The sequence below is a fragment of the Gordonia sp. NPDC003376 genome (assembly GCF_053589235.1).
The window spans coordinates 41,037-61,273 of the sequence record NZ_JBSFRM010000007.1; the positions used below are offsets into that span (position 1 = coordinate 41,037).

General features: G+C 68.6%; 20 protein-coding genes. 11 read left to right on the plus strand and 9 right to left on the minus strand.

Translation table 11 applies throughout. The annotated features are described in order from the left end of the window. Window positions 1-118: 118 nt before the first annotated feature. From ACWDUA_RS09530 to ACWDUA_RS09540, 3 genes are all read left to right on the plus strand, one after another. Window positions 119-802 carry an MspA family porin gene (locus ACWDUA_RS09530; protein ID WP_449750773.1) on the plus strand — a complete coding sequence of 228 codons (684 nt, stop codon included), beginning with the start codon at window positions 119-121 and terminating at the stop codon, window positions 800-802. A 60-nt stretch (window positions 803-862) separates the two neighbouring features. Continuing rightward, window positions 863-1,531: an MspA family porin gene (locus ACWDUA_RS09535; RefSeq protein WP_449750774.1), complete on the plus strand. Its 669-nt coding sequence runs from the start codon at window positions 863-865 to the stop codon at window positions 1,529-1,531. Between the two features lie 125 nt (window positions 1,532-1,656). Continuing rightward, on the plus strand, window positions 1,657-2,616 hold the full coding sequence (locus tag ACWDUA_RS09540; RefSeq protein ID WP_449750775.1) for a cation diffusion facilitator family transporter: 960 nt from the start codon (window positions 1,657-1,659) through the stop codon (window positions 2,614-2,616). Between the two features lie 34 nt (window positions 2,617-2,650). Here the strand turns inward: ACWDUA_RS09540 and ACWDUA_RS09545 are convergent, their stop codons facing one another. From ACWDUA_RS09545 to ACWDUA_RS09560, 4 genes are all read right to left on the minus strand, one after another. Next, window positions 2,651-3,409, minus strand: coding sequence for a pirin family protein (locus ACWDUA_RS09545; protein WP_449750776.1), 759 nt, complete (start codon window positions 3,407-3,409; stop codon window positions 2,651-2,653). Beyond that, window positions 3,406-3,888 (minus strand): MarR family winged helix-turn-helix transcriptional regulator, encoded by a 483-nt coding sequence (locus ACWDUA_RS09550; protein ID WP_449750777.1) that lies wholly within the window; start codon window positions 3,886-3,888, stop codon window positions 3,406-3,408. Before ACWDUA_RS09550 ends, ACWDUA_RS09545 begins: the two co-directional genes overlap by 4 nt. Beyond that, window positions 3,885-4,859 (minus strand): pirin family protein, encoded by a 975-nt coding sequence (locus ACWDUA_RS09555; RefSeq protein ID WP_449750778.1) that lies wholly within the window; start codon window positions 4,857-4,859, stop codon window positions 3,885-3,887. Before ACWDUA_RS09555 ends, ACWDUA_RS09550 begins: the two co-directional genes overlap by 4 nt. An 85-nt stretch (window positions 4,860-4,944) precedes the next feature. Continuing rightward, complete coding sequence (locus ACWDUA_RS09560) at window positions 4,945-5,955, minus strand: MBL fold metallo-hydrolase (protein ID WP_449750779.1); 1,011 nt, start codon at window positions 5,953-5,955, stop codon at window positions 4,945-4,947. A gap of 108 nt (window positions 5,956-6,063) precedes the next feature. On the opposite strand from ACWDUA_RS09560, the gene ACWDUA_RS09565 reads away from it, so the two are divergent. Further along, a complete protein-coding gene (locus ACWDUA_RS09565; protein ID WP_449750917.1) occupies window positions 6,064-6,927 on the plus strand; it encodes an SDR family NAD(P)-dependent oxidoreductase in 864 nt (287 codons plus the stop codon). A 30-nt stretch (window positions 6,928-6,957) separates the two neighbouring features. Here ACWDUA_RS09565 and ACWDUA_RS09570 read toward each other — a convergent pair whose 3' ends face one another. The 5 genes from ACWDUA_RS09570 to ACWDUA_RS09590 all read right to left on the minus strand — a co-directional run bounded on the left by ACWDUA_RS09570 (window position 6,958) and on the right by ACWDUA_RS09590 (window position 12,346). Continuing rightward, window positions 6,958-8,502 (minus strand): acyl-CoA carboxylase subunit beta, encoded by a 1,545-nt coding sequence (locus tag ACWDUA_RS09570; RefSeq protein WP_449750780.1) that lies wholly within the window; start codon window positions 8,500-8,502, stop codon window positions 6,958-6,960. 10 nt (window positions 8,503-8,512) lie between these two features. Continuing rightward, a complete protein-coding gene (locus ACWDUA_RS09575; RefSeq protein ID WP_449750781.1) occupies window positions 8,513-9,667 on the minus strand; it encodes an acyl-CoA dehydrogenase family protein in 1,155 nt (384 codons plus the stop codon). Between the two features lie 6 nt (window positions 9,668-9,673). After that, window positions 9,674-10,825 carry an acetyl-CoA C-acetyltransferase gene (locus ACWDUA_RS09580; protein WP_449750782.1) on the minus strand — a complete coding sequence of 384 codons (1,152 nt, stop codon included), beginning with the start codon at window positions 10,823-10,825 and terminating at the stop codon, window positions 9,674-9,676. A gap of 88 nt (window positions 10,826-10,913) precedes the next feature. Continuing rightward, entirely contained in the window at window positions 10,914-11,543 is a 630-nt protein-coding gene (locus ACWDUA_RS09585; RefSeq protein WP_449750783.1) for a TetR/AcrR family transcriptional regulator, read from the minus strand. Next, window positions 11,543-12,346 (minus strand): SDR family NAD(P)-dependent oxidoreductase, encoded by an 804-nt coding sequence (locus tag ACWDUA_RS09590; RefSeq protein ID WP_449750918.1) that lies wholly within the window; start codon window positions 12,344-12,346, stop codon window positions 11,543-11,545. Before ACWDUA_RS09590 ends, ACWDUA_RS09585 begins: the two co-directional genes overlap by 1 nt. A 79-nt stretch (window positions 12,347-12,425) precedes the next feature. Between ACWDUA_RS09590 and ACWDUA_RS09595 the strand changes: the two genes are divergently transcribed. The 7 genes from ACWDUA_RS09595 (at window position 12,426) to ACWDUA_RS09625 (ending at window position 20,197) form a co-directional block, all read left to right on the plus strand. Further along, window positions 12,426-13,187 (plus strand): enoyl-CoA hydratase/isomerase family protein, encoded by a 762-nt coding sequence (locus ACWDUA_RS09595; RefSeq protein ID WP_449750784.1) that lies wholly within the window; start codon window positions 12,426-12,428, stop codon window positions 13,185-13,187. Window positions 13,188-13,195: 8 nt separating this feature from the next. Next, a complete protein-coding gene (locus tag ACWDUA_RS09600; protein WP_449750785.1) occupies window positions 13,196-14,062 on the plus strand; it encodes an enoyl-CoA hydratase/isomerase family protein in 867 nt (288 codons plus the stop codon). After that, entirely contained in the window at window positions 14,059-14,919 is an 861-nt protein-coding gene (locus tag ACWDUA_RS09605; protein ID WP_449750786.1) for an enoyl-CoA hydratase/isomerase family protein, read from the plus strand. The genes ACWDUA_RS09600 and ACWDUA_RS09605 overlap by 4 nt, the downstream gene beginning before the upstream one ends. Window positions 14,920-15,002: 83 nt before the next feature. Continuing rightward, complete coding sequence (locus tag ACWDUA_RS09610) at window positions 15,003-16,667, plus strand: class I adenylate-forming enzyme family protein (protein WP_449750787.1); 1,665 nt, start codon at window positions 15,003-15,005, stop codon at window positions 16,665-16,667. Further along, a complete protein-coding gene (locus ACWDUA_RS09615) occupies window positions 16,664-18,385 on the plus strand; it encodes a class I adenylate-forming enzyme family protein (RefSeq protein ID WP_449750788.1) in 1,722 nt (573 codons plus the stop codon). Before ACWDUA_RS09610 ends, ACWDUA_RS09615 begins: the two co-directional genes overlap by 4 nt. Next, window positions 18,382-19,650, plus strand: a complete 1,269-nt coding sequence (locus ACWDUA_RS09620; protein ID WP_449750789.1) for an aromatic ring-hydroxylating oxygenase subunit alpha — start codon at window positions 18,382-18,384, stop codon at window positions 19,648-19,650. Before ACWDUA_RS09615 ends, ACWDUA_RS09620 begins: the two co-directional genes overlap by 4 nt. 1 nt (window position 19,651) lies before the next feature. After that, a complete protein-coding gene (locus ACWDUA_RS09625) occupies window positions 19,652-20,197 on the plus strand; it encodes an aromatic-ring-hydroxylating dioxygenase subunit beta (protein WP_449750790.1) in 546 nt (181 codons plus the stop codon). Window positions 20,198-20,237: the final 40 nt, after the last annotated feature.

Sequence of the window (20,237 nt, forward strand, 5' to 3'; positions counted from 1 at the left end):
TGTGGGGTGTTGATCGACGTCTGCCGGTCACGTTCGGTACACCCGTTTGTCGCCGTCGGCCCCCTACGCTCGCGTGGTCGCCGATCCCAGCGACGTCGAACTCTCCTGAGGGGAACACATGAGCACCAACACGTCCCGGCTCCGCCCGACCGCCGTACGGGCGGGTCTCGCGGGCGCCGCGGCGATCGGCGTCGCACTCGCGGTCGCCGCTCCGGCGCATGCCGACGCCGTCGTCAAGCTTCCCGCCGGTTCCGCACATGGCGACGGACTGACCCTGACGCGCACCGCCGAGTCCGCGCAGATCTCGCCGTCCCTCGCCGCCAACGGACTCGGCCGTACCGCTTGGGTCAGCGCACATATCGTGCTGAAGGCGCAGGGGCTCAAGGCATCTCCGGCTGGTCCCAACAACGGACCGTCCGGCGAGTCGGCCGCGCCCGGTACCAACGGCACCTCCACCGACGGCGCCGCGGCCACCCTGTCCGTCGGCTACATCGTCGGCTGCCAGGTGAACATCGGCAGTGCCTCGGCAGGCTTCACCGGCAGCGTCAACGCGATCACCTCGGCGCCGACCGGCACCGGCACCGTCAGCATCCCGGTCACCCCGGGTCAGGTGACCTTCGCGCAGATCGACTACAAGGACATCGAGAAGTCGGGCACCTACTACTTCGACTACGACCGTGTGCAACTGCAGGTGCAGAACTGTGCCGGCTACGCCCAGGCCCGATCGTTCGTGACCGTCGAGACCACCGGTGGCGACCACCAGAAGGTCAACCTCTACGGCAAGCCGTTCTCCATCGGCTGACCCGGATCCACCATTGCCGACCGGAAACATCCGGTGCGAAACCATTTTTCGAGGGAGACCATGAAATCCACATTCCAGCGGGCCGCACTCATCGGCGGTCCGATCGCCGCCGCGGCCGCAGCGATCCTGTCGGTGGCCGGCGTCGCGGCGGCCGATGTCCACGTCAACCTGCCGTCGCAGACCGACCAGCAGCGGATGGGTGACGGTACCGTCGTCTCGGTGACCCGCTCCGGGGAATCGGCCACGATCAGCCCGTCGCTCGGCGGTACCCCACTTCACCGCAATGCCTGGGTGTCGGGCAAGTATGCGGTGCACACCAGCACCAAGGCCAAGAAGATCAAGGTTCAGGCGGGCTACATCGTCGGCTGCCAGGTCAACATCTCGGGCGGGTCGGGTACCGGTGGCGGCAGCGGTACCGTCAACAGCAGCGGGACGCCCACCGCGGCCACGGTCAACGGTGGCGGCTCGATCTCGATCGGCCCCGGTCAGGCGGTCAACTACTACATCAACGACGTCGAGTCCGCCGACGACTTCGGTGCCGACAAGCACTCCTCCAAGGTGACCTACAAGGGCGTCGACTCGGCTCGGCTCGGCTACGTGAACGAGACCATCCAGATCAACGGCTGTGCCGGATACGCCCAGGCGCGGTCGTTCGCCAACGTGACCGTGGTGACCTCGAATGCCGAGCAGGTCATGACGTTCTACGGAAAGCCGTTCAGCCTCGGGTGACCCTCTCACACCCGCGTCTGGACCCTGACGGCGCGCGGCACCTCCTCGCCGGAGGTGTCGCGTTGCCGCTCTCGGCGTCCTGTGCGGGCGCCGCGACGTGTCCGCAACTGTGAGACGATCGCCGGGTGCGTCCGGACGAACAGAAGAAGCAGCCGAACGGCGGGTCTGCGTCGTCGTTGACGGTCGTTCTGGCCTTCGCGATGAACATCCTTGTGGCGGTGGCCAAATCGGTGGCGGCGGTGATCACCGGTTCGGCATCGATGGTGGCCGAGGCAGTGCACTCGTGGGCCGACGCCGGCAACGAGGTGTTCCTGCTGATCGCCGAACGCCGGGGTGCGATCGGGCGCGACCGGGCGCATCCCTTCGGTCATGGCCGCGAGACCTACATCTGGTCGATGTTCGCGGCCTTCGGCCTGTTCGCGGTGGGGGCGGCGGTGTCGGTGATGCACGGCATCACCTCGCTGACCGCGCCGGAAGCGGAGGCCGACTATCTCGTCGGCTACATCGTGCTCGCGGTGTCGGCTGTGCTGGAGGGGATCTCGTTCCTGCAGTCGGTGCGCCAGGCGAACGCCGGCGGCCGGCGTTTGTCGATGCACCCCCTGCGATTCATCAGCCGCACCTCGGACTCGACGCTGCGTGCGGTGTTCTTCGAGGACGCCGCGGCACTCGTCGGTCTGGTGATCGCGGCGGCCGGTATGGCGTCACATCAGATCACCGGAGAGCCGGTGTACGACGCGATCGGTTCGATTCTCGTCGGTGTGTTGCTCGGGGTGATCGCGATCTTCCTGATCCAGCGCAACAGTGAGTTCCTGCTCGGCCGGCGGGCGATGCCGTCCACCCGGTCGGCGCTGTTGCGTCGACTGCTCGACCATCCGGACATCGACCGCGTGACCTACCTGCATGTCGAGTACGTCGGGCCCACGCAGTTCTACCTGGTGGCCGCGGTCGATGTGCGCGGCGATCTCCGCGAATCCGATGTGGCAGTGCTCCTGCGGCAGATCGAGGCGCAGCTCGAAGGCCATGACGCGATCGTCGAGGCGGTGCTCACCCTGTCCACCGCCGATGAACCCTCGTTGGTGCCCTGAGGGCCTGGTGGCGCGAGGGTCGGAAACCGCGAGGTCAGGCGAATCCGCGTGCCATCTCCCAGAACAGGATCTCCGCGTCGGTGATCGCGGTCAGTCGCAACTGCCCCTGATCGGTGGTGCGTGCGGCATCCCCTTCGGTCAGTGCGCCGCTGCCCGCGAGGTCGACGGTGCCGCGCACCACGTAGAGGTGTCCGAATCGGGCTGCGGGCAACGTCAGCGTCGTCCCGGCCGCCGGGCGGGCAGCATGCAGCGCGACATGGGGGTTCGCGATGTCCAGGGCGTCGGTGTCGCGATGACGGGCCAGCCCGGAGATCACCGGGACCAGCTCGCCGGCGGCGAGGGGGCCGGTCACATCGCGTTCGGCGTAACCCGGCTCGCGCCCGGCGTATTCGGTGGCCAACCACATCTGGACCACCCGGAGGCGATGGGCATCGGCGCGTGAGGACGCATTGCGTTCGGAGTGCGTGATGCCGGTGCCCGCCGTCATCCGCTGGACCACCCCCGGGGTCAGGACCCCGGTGTTGCCGCGCGAGTCACGATGCGCCAGCGCACCGTCGACCACCCACGTGACGATCTCGACGTCCACGTGCTCATGGGTGTCGAACCCCTCGGCCGGATCGACGACGTCGTCGTTGTTCACCATCAGCAGTCCATGCGCGTTGGCGCGCAGGTCGAAACTGCCGGTGGCCGGAAACGACTGCCGCGAGGTGAGCCAGGAGTCGTCCCATCGGTGCCGGTCGTCCGAGCGGATCACCCGGATGCCGGGTGTCGTGGGGCCTGTCGAGGTGGTCATGATCTCTCCCCGAGGGGGTCGGGACCGTCCCTGTCAAGACGGTCGAGATGTGTTGTGAGCGTGCGCATCACCCGGGACAGCGCCGCGGCGTCGTCGGCGTCCACGGCGGTGGAGAACAAGCGGTCGACCACGGCGCCGTGGTCGCGGGCCGCAGCGGCGAAGGTCGCGCGGCCGTCACCGGTGAGCGCCGCGTAGCTGCCGCGGCGGTCCTCGGCGACGCTCTCCCGTCGCAGCCAGCCCTTCTTGACCATGACGTCGATCTGATAGGAGAGACGCGAGGTGGAGAACACCATGCGCCGCGACAACTCCCGCATCCGGGCCCGGCCGTCGGGGCATTCGTGCAGGATCAGCAGAACGTGGTAGTCGGACAACGACATGCCGCAGTGCTTGCGCAGATCCTCGTCGAGTCGGGTGTGGACGCGAGTGCTGGTCTCGATGAACAGCCGCCACGCCGAGCCCACCGGGTCGGCGTCGATCACCGGTTGCGGGTGTGCGGCATGATCGCGTCGGCCGGGACGGTGCCGAGCCGTCCGGCCTGGAAGTCCTCGACGGCCTCCACGAGCTGCTGGCGGGTGTTCATCACGAACGGACCGTACTGGACGACCGGTTCACGGATCGGTCGGCCACCCAACAGCAGCACCTCCATCGCGGGGTGATTGCTGTCGGCCCCGGTCTGCGCGGCCACGGTCAGGCGTTCCCCGGCGCCGAGTACCGCGAGCTGTCCGGATTCGATCGGACGGGCCTCGGTGCCCACGGTGCCGCGCCCGGACAGGACGTAGACCAGGGCGTTGAAGTCCTCGCGCCACGGCACCGACACCGATGCGCCCGGAGCGATCGTCGCGTGGGCCACGGTGATCGGGGTGTGGGTGGCGCCGGGGCCGGCGTGGCCGTCGAGCTCACCGGCGATGATCCGGATCAGCGCCCCGCCGTCGGGGGAGGCGACGAGGGCGACCTGGCCACCCTCCAGATTCTGATATCGCGGTGCCAGGAACTTGTCGGCGGCGGGCAGGTTCACCCACAGCTGGATGCCGTGGAACAGTCCGCCCGACTCGACCAGCTCGGCCGGCGGGGTCTCGATGTGCAGGATTCCCGCCCCCGCGGTCATCCACTGGGTGGCGCCGTTCTCGATCATGCCGCCGCCACCGGCGGAATCCTGGTGCTGGAACCTGCCGTCGATGATGTAGGTGACGGTCTCGAACCCGCGGTGCGGGTGCCAGTCGGTGCCGCGCGGTTCGCCGGGCTCGTAGTCGACCTCACCCATCTGGTCCATGTGGATGAACGGGTCGAGGGCGGCCGACGACACCCCGGCGAAGGCACGGACCACGGGGAAGCCCTCGCCCTCGTGGCCGCGCGGGCCTCGCGTGACCGAACGGACGGTGCGTTCGGTGGCCTCCAAGGGTGCCGGCGTCAGCCGGGGCAGGGTGGTGGTGTCGGCGGTGACGGCGGGCATGGGTGCCTCCTCGGTCGGACGGTCTCGTTCGGGCCAGTTAGCTCAAATTTGAGCTACATGGACTGTAACCGAGGGTCGTCGGAGGTTATTCCGCTGCCCGATACGACTCGGGTCCGGTGCCGTCGCACACCAGGAAGCCGAGCCGGACCAGGTGTTCCAGATGGGCTCTGACCTCGAGGATCGCGGTCATCGCGTGCACCGTCCCGAGCTCTGCAAGGCGTCGTTCATGGCGCGTCCAGGTCATCGCCGCGGCGATCGTGGCGGCGTCGTGGTGGCCGTCGGCGACCAGCTGCCGAATCTCGCCGAGGCGCCGCTCGTGATGGTCGAGCAGTTCCCGGGCGCGGACGTCGGCTCGATGGGACGCCTCACCGTGTGCGGGCAGCATGCGCATCCCGGTGCGGTCGGCGAAGCGCGTGAGCGAGCCGAGATAGGACGTCAGGGGTGAGTCCTCGGGTGTGTGTTCGAAGCCGAGCGACGGTGTGATCCGGGGGAGCAGATGGTCGCCGGTGAACAGCAGTCCCGCCTCGGGCAGTTCGAAGACGGTGTGGCCGCGGGTGTGCCCCGGGGTCCAGTGGGCGTGGAGTGTCTGCGCGCCGAGCCCGAAGGTCTCGCCGTCGGTGACCCACTGCGACGGTGGACCGAACGGCTGGTCCCGCTCGAAGTCCTCGAGGTCGAGGGCGTCGACGGCGTCGGCGAGGTCGGGCGCACCGGCGCGCCGCAGCAGGCGGGCCTGCTGCGGATACGGCCCGCCTGTGAGGTCGAATCCGTCGATCGTGTGCCGCTCCTCGATGCCGAGGTGGACCGGGATGCCATGGCGTTGCTGCCAATCCAGTGCCCGCGTGTAGTGGTCCCAGTGCGCGTGGGTGACGAACAGGGCCGTCACGTCCGTGGGAGCGGCCCCGAGGTCGGCGAGCGCGGCGCCGAGGACGGCCTCGCTCGCAGCATCATGCCAGCCGGGGTCGATCAGCGTGATACCCGAATCATCGACAATCGCATAGCAATTGACCTCGCGCAGATCGCGCAGGGGAATCGGGAGCGGAATCCGGATGACCCGATGGCCGATCCGTTCGGTGGTCACCGTCGTGGTGCGTGTCATGGTGCATCCCCCTGGCCGAGGCGTCGAGGTGCGGTGTGGACGACACCGCGGTCGTGTGTTTAATCTGAGTTTGATTTTAATCGTACGTAGAGAAGAGCGGAGATGGCAGTGGGTGGAGTGGACAACCGGGTGGTCATCGTCACCGGCGCGGGTGGTGGACTGGGCCGCGAGTATGCGAAGTTCCTTGCAGCACAAGGGGCGAAGGTGGTGGTCAACGATCTCGGTGGGACGCGGGACGGTTCCGGTGGGGGCTCGGCGATGGCCGACGGGGTGGTCGCCGAGATCGTCGACGCCGGAGGCCGGGCGGTCGCCAACTACGATTCGGTGGCCACCGCAGAGGGTGCCGCGTCGATCGTGCAGACGGCGCTCGAGACCTTCGGCGGCGTGCACGGACTGGTCAGCAACGCCGGCATCCTGCGCGACACCACCTTTGCGAAGATGGCCGACGACCAGTGGGATGCCGTGCTGCAGGTCCACCTCCACGGTGGGTACCACATGACCCGCGCGGTCTGGCCGCACATGCGGGAACAGGGTTTCGGCCGCATCGTCGTGGCCACCTCCACCAGCGGCCTGTACGGGAACTTCGGGCAGGCCAACTACGGTGCGGCCAAGCTCGGGCTGGTCGGATTGATCAACACCCTCGCCATCGAGGGTGCCAAGCACGACATCACCGCCAACGCGGTCGCCCCGATGGCCGCCACCCGGATGACCGAGGACATCGCACCCGCCGACGTCCTGGCCACCCTGCCGGCCGCCTTCGTCGCGCCGGTCGTCGGACACCTGCTGACGCCCGAGTGCACCGACACCGCGTCGGTCTTCGTCGTCGGCGGTGGCACCGTGCAGCGGGTCCAGCAGTTCGCCAACACCCCGGTCCGGTTCGACGGCGCCCCGGATGCCGCCGAACTCGCGGCGCGGTGGTCGGAGATCATCGACATGACGGCGGCGGTACCGGGCCGCAATCCGCTGGGCTGATCGCCGATCGCGGCCCGGTGCGGGCGCCGCTCAGATCGGTGAGATCGAGCGGCGCTTGCCCGGCACCCGTTCGCCCCGCCGTCGACGACACCGATCGAGGGTGACCCCCAACAACTCCCGCGTCTGCGACGGCAGGATGACATCGTCGATGCCGAAGCCCGACGCCGCCCGCAACGGGTCCACCTCGCTGCGCAGCCGCGTGATCAGCTCATCGCGATGGGACAGCGGGTCGGTGGCGGCCTCGATGTGGCGGCGATAGGCGATGTCGACGGCGCTCTCGATCGGCATTGCACAGATCTCGGCGGTGTGCCAGGCGACGACGAGATCGGCGTCGATGCTGCGGCCGCCGCCCATCGCGACATAGGCCGCACCGTAGGCCTTGCGCATCACCACCACCATCCGCGGCACCGTGGCCCGCGCGAGCTCGTACATCAGCCGGCCGCTGCGTCGCCCGAGCTGTGACGATTCGGCCGCCGACCCGATCAGGAAGCCGGGGATGTCGACGAGGATCACCAGCGGGAGACCGAAGGCATCACACACCGCGACGAAGTGCGCGGCCTTCTCGCACGCACCGCTGTCCAGTGCACCGCCGAGATGTCGCGGTGCATTGGCCACCACCCCGACCGCACGCCCGTCGACCCGGGCGAGGCAGGTCACCAGATTGGGTGCGGCGGCGGCACGGAGCTCGAACACCGAGTCGTCGTCGGCGATCCCGGTGATCACCTCCACGACGTCGTAGGCGGTGCGCGTCGACTCCGGCATGAGACCGTCGACGTCGATCTCGGGTGCACGCCCACTACCGGTCGGGATCGGCCCGTCGGCGGTCGGCGGGAAGTAGCTGAGATAGAGCCGAACCGCGTCGATCGCCTCCTGCTCGTCATCGGCGGCGAGGTCGGCGATCCCGTTGCGGGCCTGGGTGTCGGCGCCGCCGATCTGCTCGTTGGTGAGGTCCTCGCCGGTGCCGGCCTTGACGAACGGCGCCGCCGACATCCCGAGCGTCGAGGTCCCGCGGACCATCACCACGAAGTCGCACAGCGCGGCGAGATTGGTGGCCAGACCGAATCCCGGGCCCATCATCACCGCCACCGTGGGGACCAGACCGGACAGATCCACCAGGCGTGCCAGCATCGGTGAGCCCTGGGCCGCGAGCCGCGAGTCCAGTCCCTCCTGGATGCGGTGTCCGCCGCCGTCGCACAGCAGGATCAACGGAATCCGGTCGTGCAGGGCGATCTGTGTGCAGCGCTCGATCTTGGCCATGCCGACCGCGCCGTTGCTGCCGCCCAGGACGGTGAAGTCGAACGACGCGATGGCGGCGGGGCGGCCGTCGATGTGACCGACCCCGGTGACCACACCGTCCCCGGTCGGTTGGCGGTCCCCGTCGAGTGTCGTCGTCGCCGCATCGGGGGTGACGAGGGCGCCGAACTCGACGAACCGTCCGCCGCCGACGAGCATCGAGATCCGCTCGCGGGCAGTGGCCTTGCCGCGCTCGTGTTGTCGGCGGATGTCGGCCCGCCGGGCCTCGTCGGAGGTGGCGTCATGGGCGCGGCGCACCCGGTCTGCGATGGTGTGGGTCACCTCGGCTCCTCTACCGACGGTTGGCGATGTCACGGCCGATGATCTCCTTCATCACCTCGGTGGTGCCGCCGTAGATCGTCTGGATTCGGGTGTCCACGTATGCCTTTCCGACTGCGTACTCCCGCATGAATCCGTATCCGCCGTGCAACTGCAGGCATCGGTCGATGACCCGCTTCTGCAGTTCGCTGACGTACCACTTGCCCTTCGCGGCGTCCACCGGCGAGAGCCGACCGGTGTTGTAGGCGAGGACGCTGCGGTCCACGTAGGCCTCGGCGATGTCGATCTCCGTCTCGAGTTCGGCGAGTTCGAACCGGGTGTTCTGGAAATCGATCAGCCCCTGCCCGAACATCTTCCGCTCCTTGCAGTAGTCCACGGTCTGATCGAAGATGGCGCGTGTGGTGGCCATCGCCTTGGCCGACACCCCGAGGCGCTCTCGGGGGAGATGACTCATCAGGTACTGCAGACCACGCCCCTGCTCACCGAGCAGGTTCGCGGCGGGAACGCGGGCGTCCTCGAAGAACAGCTCGGCGGTGTCCTGCGCCGGAAGGCCGATCTTGTCGAGTTTGCGGCCCCGCTCGAATCCCGGGGTGTCGCGCTCGACGACGATCAGGCTGAAACCCCGTGACCCGGCGTCGGGATCGGTGCACACCGCCACCACGATCACATCGGCCATGATGCCGCTGGAGATGAAGGTCTTCTGGCCGTTGAGAATCCAGTGATCACCCTCGAGGACCGCGGTGGTCCGGATACCGCGGAGATCGCTGCCCGCGCCCGGTTCGGTCATCGCGAGGGCGCCGATGATCTCACCGGCTGCGAACCCCGGCAGCCACCGGCGTCGCTGCTCGTCGTTCGTCAGGTCCAGGAGATAGTGCAGGACCAGGTCGTCCTGCAGACTCACGGTGGTGGCGAACGAGATCGCGTTGATCCGGGCGACCTCCTCGCACACCACCATCCGGTAGCGGTAGTCGGTCTCCCCGGACCCGCCGTACTCCTCCGGGATCTGGAGGCCGTAGAGCCCGGTCTTGGCGGCCCGGGCGAACACCGACCGGTCGATCCACTTGTCGTCGTCCCACTGGTCCTTGAACGGCACCACCTCGCGGGCCAGGAACTCCCGGACCGACTCGCGGTACATCTCGTGGTCGGCGTCATACAGGTTGCGGTCCATGCTGATTCAGAGCCTCTCGATGATGGTGACGTTGGCCTGTCCGCCGCCCTCGCACATGGTCTGCAGGCCGTAGCGCCCGCCGGTGCGTTCGAGCTCGTGCAGCAGCGAGGTCATCAGCCGGGCGCCGGTGGCCCCGATCGGATGACCGAGTGCGATGGCACCGCCGTTGATGTTGACCTTGGCCGGATCGGCCCCGGTCTCGGTGAGCCAGGACAGCACGACCGGGGCGAAGGCCTCGTTGATCTCCACCGCGTCGATGTCGTCGATGGACATCCCGGCTCGTTTGAGTGCGTGCTGTGTGGCCGGGATGGGTGCCGACAGCATCATCACCGGGTCGGCGCCGCGCACCGAGATGTGGTGTACCCGGGCGCGCGGGGTGAGGCCGTGGCGCGCGACGGCATCCTCGGAGGCGATCAGCAGGGCCGCGGCGCCATCGGAGATCTGGCTGGCCACACCGGCGGTCAGGACGCCGCCGGGAGTGAGGGGCTTGAGTGCGGCCATCTTCTCCGGACTGGTGTCCGCGCGGGGGCCCTCGTCGGTGCTGACGCCGGCGAATTCGGTGATCTCGCGGTCGAAGCGGCCGTCGGCGATCGCATGCAGGGCCCGCTGATGGCTCTCGTACGCGAAACGCTCGTTGTCCTCGCGGGAGAGCTTCCACTGCTCGGCGATCATCTCCGCGCCCCGGAACTGGGAGATCTCCTGGGTGCCGTACCGGGCCTCCCAGCCGCGGCAGTCGGTCCAGGGATCGGTGGCACCGAACGGTGCCCCGGCCCCGAACGCCGACAGGATCGGGTACTGGCTCATCTTCTGGACGCCGCCGGCCACGATCAGATCCGACGTGCCGCTCATCACCGCCTGTGCGGCGAAGGACACGGCCTGCTGCGAGGACCCGCACTGACGGTCGATGGTCACCCCCGGCACGCTCTCGGGGAGACCGGCTGCCAGGGCGGCGGTCCGGGCGATGTCGCCGGCCTGCGAGCCGATGTTGTCGAGGCAGCCGAGGATCACGTCGTCGATCTCGGCGGGATCGAACCCGTGCCTGCCGACGACGGTCGAGATGACATGGGCCGCCATGTCGGCGGGATGGCTGTCGGCGAATCCGCCGTTGCGTCGGCCGACGGCGGTCCGGACCGCGTCGACGATATAGGCCTCGGGCATGGGTTACTCCTCGGGTCGGTGGATGGAATCGAAGGGGAAATCAGAAGGTGGACAGGGTCTGTGGGCGTATGGGAATCGTGGTACCGGACTACGTGACGGGGCCGGTGAGCCCGGCCGAGATCATCGAACACGCCGTCCGTACCAGGTCGTCGATCGGCTGTCCGGGGGTCCACCACTCCGCGGCCCAGTTCAGCGCGCCGATCACCAGCATGCGGGCGATCGACAGGTCGAGGGCTGCGCTGATGTGGCCGTCGTCGCGGCCCTCGGCCAGCAGCCGGCGCCACACATCGTGGTAGGCCTCGCTCTCGGCGTGCATCTGCTCCCGGATCGGCGGCGGGACGTGACCGGCATTGCGGCTGACCGCCTTCGCGAAATCCGACAACTCCAGCTGGATGCTCAGATGTGCGGTGACCGCGGCGGTCAGTCGCTGCGGCCAGGCGAGCGCCGGATCGTCGATCGCGGTGCCGACGTGCTCCCGCACGCGTTGCTGGCCCACCATCAGGGTGGCGGCGACGAGGTCGTCGCGGGAGGCGAAGTGGTAGTACACCGCCGGACTGCGCACCCCGGCCAGCTCGGCGATGTCGTCGAGCCGGGCCTGTCCGTAACCGTTGGTCGCCAGCACCGCGGCAGCGCTACGGAGTAGACGTTCCCGGGTGTCGCGGGTCCGGCGGGTGGGAGCGGGGGAGGTACCGGTGGGGGAGGTTCCGGTGGTGGACATCATGGCATCGTGTATCCGCCGCTCACCGAGATCAGCTGCCCGGTGACCTGCCGGGCCGCCGCGGAGGCGAACCACACCACCGCATCGGCGACGTCGGAGGCCAGGGTGAGTCGCCTCAGGGGCGTGTCCTTGAGCAGGTAGTCGATCTGGTTGTCGTCGAACACGGCATCGGTGCCGCCCGACCACAGACTGGCGGTGCCCACCGCCTCGGGCCCGGCGGGCATCACCAGGCCCGGGCAGACCACGTTGGAGCGGATGCCGTGGCGGCCGTGTTCACGGGCGGTGGTCCGGGCCAGCGCGACCACGGCGGCCTTCGTGGCGCCGTACACGCCCTGCCTGATCTGGCCGAATGCGGCCTCGCTGGCGATGAAGACGATCGATCCGCCGTCGGTGGTGTCGTCGGCGCGCATGGCCTCGACGGCGGCCCGGGTGGTCTCGATGGTGGCGAACAGGTTGATGTCGACGAGCTTGCGCCACCGTGCGCGGTCGTCGTCGCGGGCGAGGAACTCGCCGATGCTCCACCCGGCGTTGTTCACCAACACGTCGAGTCCGCCGAACGCCGCCACCGCCGTGGCGATCGCAGCCTCTCCGGCCCCCTCGGTCGCGAGGTCGCCCGCGATCACCTCGACCTGTGCGGCACCGCGTTCGATCGCCTCGAGGCGCACCTTCTCCGCCTGTTCGGCGTCGATGTCGCAGAGGGCGATCCGGGCTCCCTCGGTGGCGAACGCGTGGACGATCCCGCGGCCGATGTTGGAGGCGCCGCCGGTGATCACCACCCGGGCGTTCTCGAGTTCGAGGTCCATCTTCATCCCCATCCGTTGACCAATCAGTTTCTTTAATCTAGCTTCGATTCAGAAAGTCGTCCAGTGTCTGGAGCAGCCCATGAACCAGGTCGAAGCGCGGGTACGCGACGGAGTCGGGACCATACAGCTCAATCGTCCCGAGCAGATGAACGCCATCACCGTCGAACTCGGCACCGCTCTCGAACGCGCCATCGCCGATCTCGGTGCCGACCCGGCGGTCACCGTGATCGCCATCCGGGGGAGCGGCGGGAACTTCTGCGCCGGAGGTGATTTCGGTGAGGTGGAGCAACTCCGGGCCGATGGTCCGGCGGGATTGCGCGCGTTGTTCGAGAACTTCTCGCGGGCCTGTCGCGCCATCGCGGTATGCCCGGTGCCGGTGGTCGCCGTCGTCGAGGGGGTCGCGATGGCGGGCGGGTTCGAACTGATGCAGGCAGCCGATCTGTGCCTGGTCCGCGACGACGCCCGCATCGCCGACAACCACATCCGCTTCGGTCAGATCCCCGGCGGGGGCAGCAGCCAGCGCCTGCCCCGGCTGGTCGGACGTCAGCAGGCCCTCGGGCTGTTGCTGAGCGGGCGGCGGCTGTCCGGACTCGACGCGGTGGACCTCGGCCTCGCCTACGCGAGCTGGCCGGAGGAGACATTCGACGCCGAGGTGGGCAGCTTTCTGGCCACCCTGGCGGGCCGCCGCCGCGACGCGGTGGTCGGCATCAAACGACTTGTCCAGCAAGGATTGTCCACCGGCCTCGATCGTGGTCTCGACCTCGAGATCGACGCCGTGGTCGACCACATCGGCGGCGTCGCCGGAGCAGACGGCGTCGACGCATTCAGCGCACGGAGGTAGGTACGACGATGACACCGACAGCAGCATCCCCGACGACGACGACAGCACCGACGACGACAGCACCGACGACAGGCGATCCCGACGCGTCGTCGGCGCCGGTCCTCTGCGACATCACCGACGGCATCGGCCGCATCCGTCTCAACCGGCCGCAGGCCGCGAACGGGATGGACGTCGAATTGCTCCGAGCGCTCAACGACGCCGTCCTCGCCTGCCACGGCTCACCCGAGGTCCGCGTCGTGGTGCTCACCGGTGAGGGCAAGAACTTCTGTGCCGGCGGCGACGTCAAGACCTTCGCCGCCAAGGGCGAGGCCCTGCCCGACTACCTGCGAGAGGCCACTGCGTGGCTGCAGATCGCGACCGCGTCGCTGCTACGGCTCAAAGTGCCCGTGGTGGCCGGTATCCACGGCTTCGCCGCAGGTGGGGGCGGACTCGGGCTGGTGTGCGCCGCCGACATCGTCATCGCGGCGGCATCCACCCGCATCTTCTCCGGCGCCGTTCGCGTCGGCATGGCCCCGGACGGGGGTGCGACCGTCACGCTGACCCAGCTGGTCGGACTGCGCAAGGCGCTCGAGATCCTGCTGCTCAATCCCACGCTCACCGCCGCCGACGCGCTCACCGCGGGCCTGATCAGCGAGGTGGTCGACGACGAGAAGCTCGGCGCGCGCGTCGACGAGGTGGCCGCACAGCTCGCCTCGATGGCACCGCTGGCCCTCTCGGCCACCAAGCGGCTCGTCTGGGACGGCGTCGGCGCGTCCATCGAATCGCGGCTGGGGGAGGAGGCCCGGGTGGTCTCGGCACTGTCGGGGACCGCCGACTCCCGCGAAGGACTCGCCGCAGTCCTCGAACGCCGCATACCGGGGTTCACCGGATCATGACCACTGCCGACAGCGTCACCCCCGACAGCGTCACCCCCGACAGCGTCACCCCCGACAGCGATTCTCCCGACGCCGTCGCCGCCCCCGACACGGTGCTCCGCCACGACGACGGGGCGGTCCGGGTGATCACCCTCAACCGCCCCGATCGCCGCAACGCGATCGACATCCCGTTGCGGATCGCCCTGGCCGAGGTCCTCGAGGAGGCGGCCGCCGATCCCGTGGTCCGGTCGATCGTCCTGTCTGGTGCAGGCCGTGTGTTCTGTGCCGGCGGTGACGTCTCCACCATGCGCCGTATGTCACCCGCTGAGTCGCGTCCGCGGGCGGAGGCTGCCCAGCGCGTCATCCGGGCACTGTGGGACACACCGAAACCGGTGGTTGCCGCAGTCGAGGGCGCGGCGTACGGGGCCGGTGCCTCCCTGGCACTGGCGTGCGACCGCGTGATCGCCGGCGACACCACCAGGATGTCGATGGCCTTCACCGGCGTCGGTCTGGCCGGCGACATGGGCATCTTCGCGAGTCTCCCGGCCCGGGTGGGTCCCGCGCGTGCCCGCCAGCTGCTGATGCTGCCCCGCGTGCTCGACGCCGACGAGGCGCTGGAGCTCGGGCTCGTCGACCAGGTGGTTCCCGCCGGGGACGCCCTGCACACCGCGCTGGCCGACGCCACCGTCCTGGCCGCCGGTCCGGCACAGGCGTACGGCGTCATCAAATCGATGCTCGCCGACCCCGCGCCGACCACCCCACGCGTCCTCGACCTCGAGATCGAGCACCAGGTGCGGCTGTTCGACACCGACGACTTCGCCGAGGGGGTGGCCGCCTTCGCCGAGAGACGCCGACCGCGATTCGGTCGGACCCCCTGACCTGACCACCGGGTGACCTCGACCCGGACACCGATCCCGCCCCGCCGAGCTCCGTCCCCGTCCCCGATCGAAGGACCCGCGCCATGGCCACCACCCCACTCGCCGAAACATCCTCCGCAACAACATCACTGACCGAATCGTATCGTCCCGCCGACACCTCCGTTCCGCTCGTCGAGTCCACGGTCGGGGCGCTGCTGACCCGTCGGGCCGGCGAATTCGGCGACCGTCTGGCCCTCATCGGCACCCGGCACGGCACCGGAGAACCTGCCCGCCTGACCTACACCGACCTGCTCGACGAGGCATCCCGCGTGGCCACCGGCCTCGCCCGCCTGGCACGGCCCGGTGACTTCGTGGCGCTCTGGGCGCCGAACGTCGTGGAATGGCCGATCATCGAGTACGGTGCGGCGCTGGCCGGGGTGACCCTGGTGGCGCTCAACCCGGTGCTCCGTCTCGACGAACTCGACTATGCCATCGGTCATTCCGGGAGCACGGTGCTGTTGCACGCCGATCGGAGCGGCGAGTACGACCTCGCCGATGTGGTGCGCCGGTTGTCGCAGACGCGGCCGGGCCTGATCACGGTCAGCCTGTCCGAGCGGGACCGCTGGTTCCCCGATGTCGCCGACCCGGACGTGATCGCCGCGGCGCCTACCGATCCCGATGCGCCGGTCATGCTGCAGTACACCTCCGGCACCACCGGGAGTCCGAAAGGTGTTCTGCTGCGCCACCGGTCGCTGGTCAATGTCGCCAAGCTCACGATGGAGGCCGTCGATGCCGAGTCCGGCGCCGTCGCGGTCAACCCGCTGCCGATGTTCCACACCGCGGCGTGCGTGATCGGCACCCTCGGCCCACTCTGGTTGGGCGGCACCGAGATCCTGATCGAACGGTTCAGCCCCGCACCCGTGCTCGACATCCTGCGGGCCGAACATGCGACGATCCTGTTCTACGTCCCCGCGATCCTCGGGGCCCTCTTGTCGGTGCAGGAGGGCTCCGACGCCCTCGCGCCCAACCTGGACATCGTGATGGGCGGTGCGTCCAACGTGCCCGCGAGCATGATCGAGAGTGCCGAGCAGACCTTCGGTGCCACCGTCATCAATCTGTTCGGTCAGACCGAGCTGGCGCCGGTACTCAGCGCCACCCGACCCGACGACTCCCGGGCCGACCAGTTGCACACCGTGGGGCGGCCACTGCCGCAGGTCGACTGCAAGGTCACCGACCCGCTGACCGGTCAGGTGGTGCCCGTCGGCGAGATCGGCGAGATCTGCGCGCGCGGGTACCAGCAGTTCGTGGAGTACCTCCACAATCCCGAGGCCACCGCGGCGGCCGTCGACGGTGACGGGTTCGTGCACACCGGTGATCTGGGCAGCATGGATGCCCGTGGCCACCTCACCGTCACCGGCCGGCTCAAGGAGATGATCATCCGTGGCGGCGAGAACATCTCGCCGGTCGCGGTGGAGACCGCACTCGCCGAGCACCCCACGGTGGCCGGGGTGACCGTGATCGGCCTGCCCGACGATCGGCTCGGCGAGATCGTCGCAGCGGTGCTCCTGGTCGGCGACGATGCTCCCGACGACCTCGCAGACACACTGAGAGTGTTTGCACGGGAGAGGATCTCACCGCACATGGTGCCCTCCAGGTGGTTTGTCGCCGATGTCTTCCCGACCACCCCGACCGGAAAGATCCGGAAGTTCGCGGTCCGTGACCAGATCGGGTCGGCCCAGCTTCGTGAGATCACCCCGGAGGCGAGATGAGCACCATCGACCAGCGACGTGAGGCGCTGCGCGAACGGTTCGGTGAGTGGACGCCCCGAACCCTCGACGGCCTGCTCGACGACTGCGCCGCCGAGTACGGCGACCGGCCGTTCGTCATCACCGACGATCTCACCCTGAACTACCGGGAGGTGGCCGAGCAGTCCCGGGTGCTCGCCGACGGTCTCGCCGCTCTCGGTGTCCGCCCGGGCGACCGGGTCGGCATGCTGATGGCCAACCATCCCGAGTTCGTCCCGGTCAAGTTCGCCATCGCCCGTACCGGCGCCATCGCGATCCCGTTCAACTTCCTCTACCGCACCGAGGAACTCGGCTACGTGCTCGAGCAGTCCGGCTGTTCGGTGCTGTTCACGATGACCGGTTTCGCCGGACTCGATCAGCTCACGATGCTCGACACCCTGAGCCCGGGGTGGGAGGGAGCACCGGCGATCGGTGAACTGCGGCAGGTCATCACGCTGTCCACCGACGGACGCCACCGGGACGGCGCGCTCACCCTCACCGACCTGTTCGCCCACGGTCGTGCCCACCCGGGGGCGGCGTCGGGGGCCGATCACCGACCCACCGACGTCGGCGACATGCTCTACACCTCGGGCAGCACCGGATCGCCCAAGGGCGTGATCGTCACCCACGATGCCGTCCTGCGCACCGCCTACGCGTCGGCATTGACCCGCGCCTATGGGGATGGACGACGAATCCTGTTCTCCCTGCCCTGCTACCACATGTTCGGCTACGTCGAGGGAATCCTGTCGGCGATGATGGTGGGCGGAGCGGTGATCCCGCAGACCTCCTTCTCGGCGGAGGGCTACCTCGCCGGGATCGCCCGGCATCGCGCCGACGACATCCTGTGCGTGCCCACCATGGCGGTGGCCATGGTCGAGAGCCCGGCACGCGACCGCTACGACCTCGGTTCGCTGTCGGCCATCCTCTGCGGCTCGGCGCCTGCGCCGATCTGGTTGTGGGAGAAGGTCGAAGAACTCTTCGGTGTCAGCGAGATCGTCACCGGGTACGGCATGACCGAATGTGGTGGTGCGATGACCCTGACCCGTCCGGAGGACCCGCTCGTGCTGACCTCGACCACGGTGGGCCGACCGAAACTCGCAGGTGCCGCCGGTGTTCCGGGGACCGACGAACTGTGCGTCTATTCCACCGCCGACCCCCTCACCGGTGAGGCCCTGCCCGCAGGTGACACCGGGGAGCTCGTCTCCCACGGACCCACCACCATGGTCGGCTACTGGGGCAAACCGGAGGAGACCGCGGCCGCGCTCGGCACCGATCGGGTGCTGCGCTCCGGCGATCTGGGCCGGGTCCGGCCCGACGGCTATCTCGAGGTCACCGGCCGCAGCAAAGAGCTCTACAAGAGCGGTGGAGAGCTCGTGATGCCGAAGGAGGTGGAGGACGTCGTCGCCGCCCTCGATGCGGTGAGCCAGGTGTTCGCCATCGGCCTTCTCGACGACCGGTGGGGCGAGATCGGTTGTCTGGTGGTGGTCCGGGCACCCGGCGCCACCATCACCGGTGACGAGGTCATCGCGCACTGCAAAGGCCATCTCGCCCGGTTCAAGGTGCCCAAGAAGGTGGTGTTCTGCGACGCCGACCACCTGCCGACCACTCCGACGGGCAAGATCCAGAAATTCCGACTGACCGACCTCGTGGCCAAGTCCACGACCGCCGGTGACCAGTCGACAACCCGAAAGGACGCGTCATGACCGCACTCGTCGGCCCCGACACGACGCCGGAAAGTCGCGTCGCCCATCTGATCCGACGTGATCAGGTGCACGGCTCGCTCTACACCGACCCACAGATCTTCAGCGAGGAGCTGAAGAAGGTCTGGTTCACCACCTGGGTGTTCATCGGTCACGAGAGCGAGGTGCCCGAACCCAACGACTACGTCCGCAAACGACTGGCCACCCAGGACATCGTGATGACCCGTGACCGGGACGGCGAGATCCACCTGCTGATCAACCGGTGCGCGCACCGCGGACTGCAGGTCTGCGATGACGCCCAGGGCAATTCGAGTTCGTTCCGGTGCCCGTACCACGGGTGGACCTACCGCAACACCGGTGAACTGCTCGGCTACCCGTACAACAAGGGCTATGGCGGCAAGGGCAAACTCGAACTCGGCATGGGCCGGGTGCCCCGGGTCGCGAGCTATCACGGGTTCGTGTTCGGATCGATGGCCGAGGACGGCCCCTCGCTGATCGAGCATCTCGGGGCCGCCGCCGGCGAGATCGACCGGCTGGTCGGACTCTCGCCCAGGGGTGAGGTGGCCCTCGACGCCGGCTGGCTCGCCCACAAGACAAGATCCAACTGGAAGTTCCTGGCGGAGAACGAGACCGATGGTTACCATCCCCAGTTCGTGCACGGGTCGATCTTCGGGGTCACCGGATCGCCGATCGGCGCCCTCTACAGCGACGCCTCGACGGCGGTCACCCGGGAACTGGGTAACGGGCACAGCGAGAACGACCTGCGTCCGGAGTTCCGCGGGTTCGCCGAACCGATGCGCTGGTTCGGCACCACGCCCGACCGCGTGCCGCGCTACGTCGCGGCGATGCAGCAGGCCTACGGCGACGACGCGCAACGTCGGATGATCGAGGGCGCACCGCATGTGATGATCTTCCCCAACCTGTTCATCGCCGAGATCCAGGTGTTCAACATCCAGCCGGTCGCGGTCGGCGAGTGCATCCAGTACGCCACCGCCGTGCAGCTGCGGGGTGGGGAGGAACTCAACCGCCGGATGATCTCGCAGTCCATCGGTTCGGTGGGTCCGGCCGGGATGCTGCTGGCCGATGACACCGAGATGTACGAGCGCAATCAGCGCGGGGTGTCGATGCTCGATCCCGAATGGCTCGACGTGCGGCGCGGCCTGACCCGTGAACGCACCGACGACAACGGTTTCACGATCGGTGCGGCCACCGACGAGACCGGCATGCGCGGTTTCTGGAAGCACTACCAGACCCTGATGGAGGCGTGAGATGACGACGACCACCGACCGAACCGATTCGGGTACCGCAGAACCGGGTCCGGTCCCGGAGGGCTGGACGCGCGACGAGGTCGCCGGGTTCCTCTACCGTGAGGCCAGGCTCGCCGACGAGAACGACTACGACAACTGGGAAGCGCTCTGGACCGATGACGCCCTGTACTGGGTGCCCTCCGGTGGTGCGGATGTCGATCCGCAGACCCACGTCGCGGTGATCTACGACAACCGCAGCCGGATCTCCACCCGGATGAAGCAGGTCAGGACCGGCAAGCGCTATGCCCAGGCCCCGCCGTCGGACCTGCGGCGCATCATCGGCAACATCGAACTCCTCGGTGGGCGTGAGAATGCCTCGGGTGAAGTTGATCTGGAGGTCGGCGCCAACTTCCTGGCGTTCGAGTCGCGGCTGCGGGACAACCAGCTCTGGGGTGGGCGCACGACCTATCGGTTGCGCCGCGTCGACGGTGAGATCCGGTTGGTCTACAAGAAGGTCGTGCTGGTGGACTGCGACAAGCCCATCCCCACCATGGCCTTCCTGATCTGAAGGGACGGTGAATCGTGGCGATCGAGATGAATGATCGTGG

Bases quoted from the DNA above. Each gene is read 5' to 3' on its own strand.
- ACWDUA_RS09530 (WP_449750773.1), top strand. From the start codon at position 119: ATGAGCACCAACACGTCCCGGCTCCGCCCGACCGCCGTACGGGCGGGT.
- ACWDUA_RS09535 (WP_449750774.1), top strand. From the start codon at position 863: ATGAAATCCACATTCCAGCGGGCCGCACTCATCGGCGGTCCGATCGCC.
- ACWDUA_RS09545 (WP_449750776.1), bottom strand. From the start codon at position 3,409: ATGACCACCTCGACAGGCCCCACGACACCCGGCATCCGGGTGATCCGC.
- ACWDUA_RS09555 (WP_449750778.1), bottom strand. From the start codon at position 4,859: ATGCCCGCCGTCACCGCCGACACCACCACCCTGCCCCGGCTGACGCCG.
- ACWDUA_RS09560 (WP_449750779.1), bottom strand. From the start codon at position 5,955: ATGACACGCACCACGACGGTGACCACCGAACGGATCGGCCATCGGGTC.
- ACWDUA_RS09575 (WP_449750781.1), bottom strand. From the start codon at position 9,667: ATGGACCGCAACCTGTATGACGCCGACCACGAGATGTACCGCGAGTCG.
- ACWDUA_RS09580 (WP_449750782.1), bottom strand. From the start codon at position 10,825: ATGCCCGAGGCCTATATCGTCGACGCGGTCCGGACCGCCGTCGGCCGA.
- ACWDUA_RS09585 (WP_449750783.1), bottom strand. From the start codon at position 11,543: ATGTCCACCACCGGAACCTCCCCCACCGGTACCTCCCCCGCTCCCACC.
- ACWDUA_RS09590 (WP_449750918.1), bottom strand. From the start codon at position 12,346: ATGGACCTCGAACTCGAGAACGCCCGGGTGGTGATCACCGGCGGCGCC.
- ACWDUA_RS09595 (WP_449750784.1), top strand. From the start codon at position 12,426: ATGAACCAGGTCGAAGCGCGGGTACGCGACGGAGTCGGGACCATACAG.
- ACWDUA_RS09600 (WP_449750785.1), top strand. From the start codon at position 13,196: ATGACACCGACAGCAGCATCCCCGACGACGACGACAGCACCGACGACG.
- ACWDUA_RS09605 (WP_449750786.1), top strand. From the start codon at position 14,059: ATGACCACTGCCGACAGCGTCACCCCCGACAGCGTCACCCCCGACAGC.
- ACWDUA_RS09610 (WP_449750787.1), top strand. From the start codon at position 15,003: ATGGCCACCACCCCACTCGCCGAAACATCCTCCGCAACAACATCACTG.
- ACWDUA_RS09615 (WP_449750788.1), top strand. From the start codon at position 16,664: ATGAGCACCATCGACCAGCGACGTGAGGCGCTGCGCGAACGGTTCGGT.
- ACWDUA_RS09620 (WP_449750789.1), top strand. From the start codon at position 18,382: ATGACCGCACTCGTCGGCCCCGACACGACGCCGGAAAGTCGCGTCGCC.
- ACWDUA_RS09625 (WP_449750790.1), top strand. From the start codon at position 19,652: ATGACGACGACCACCGACCGAACCGATTCGGGTACCGCAGAACCGGGT.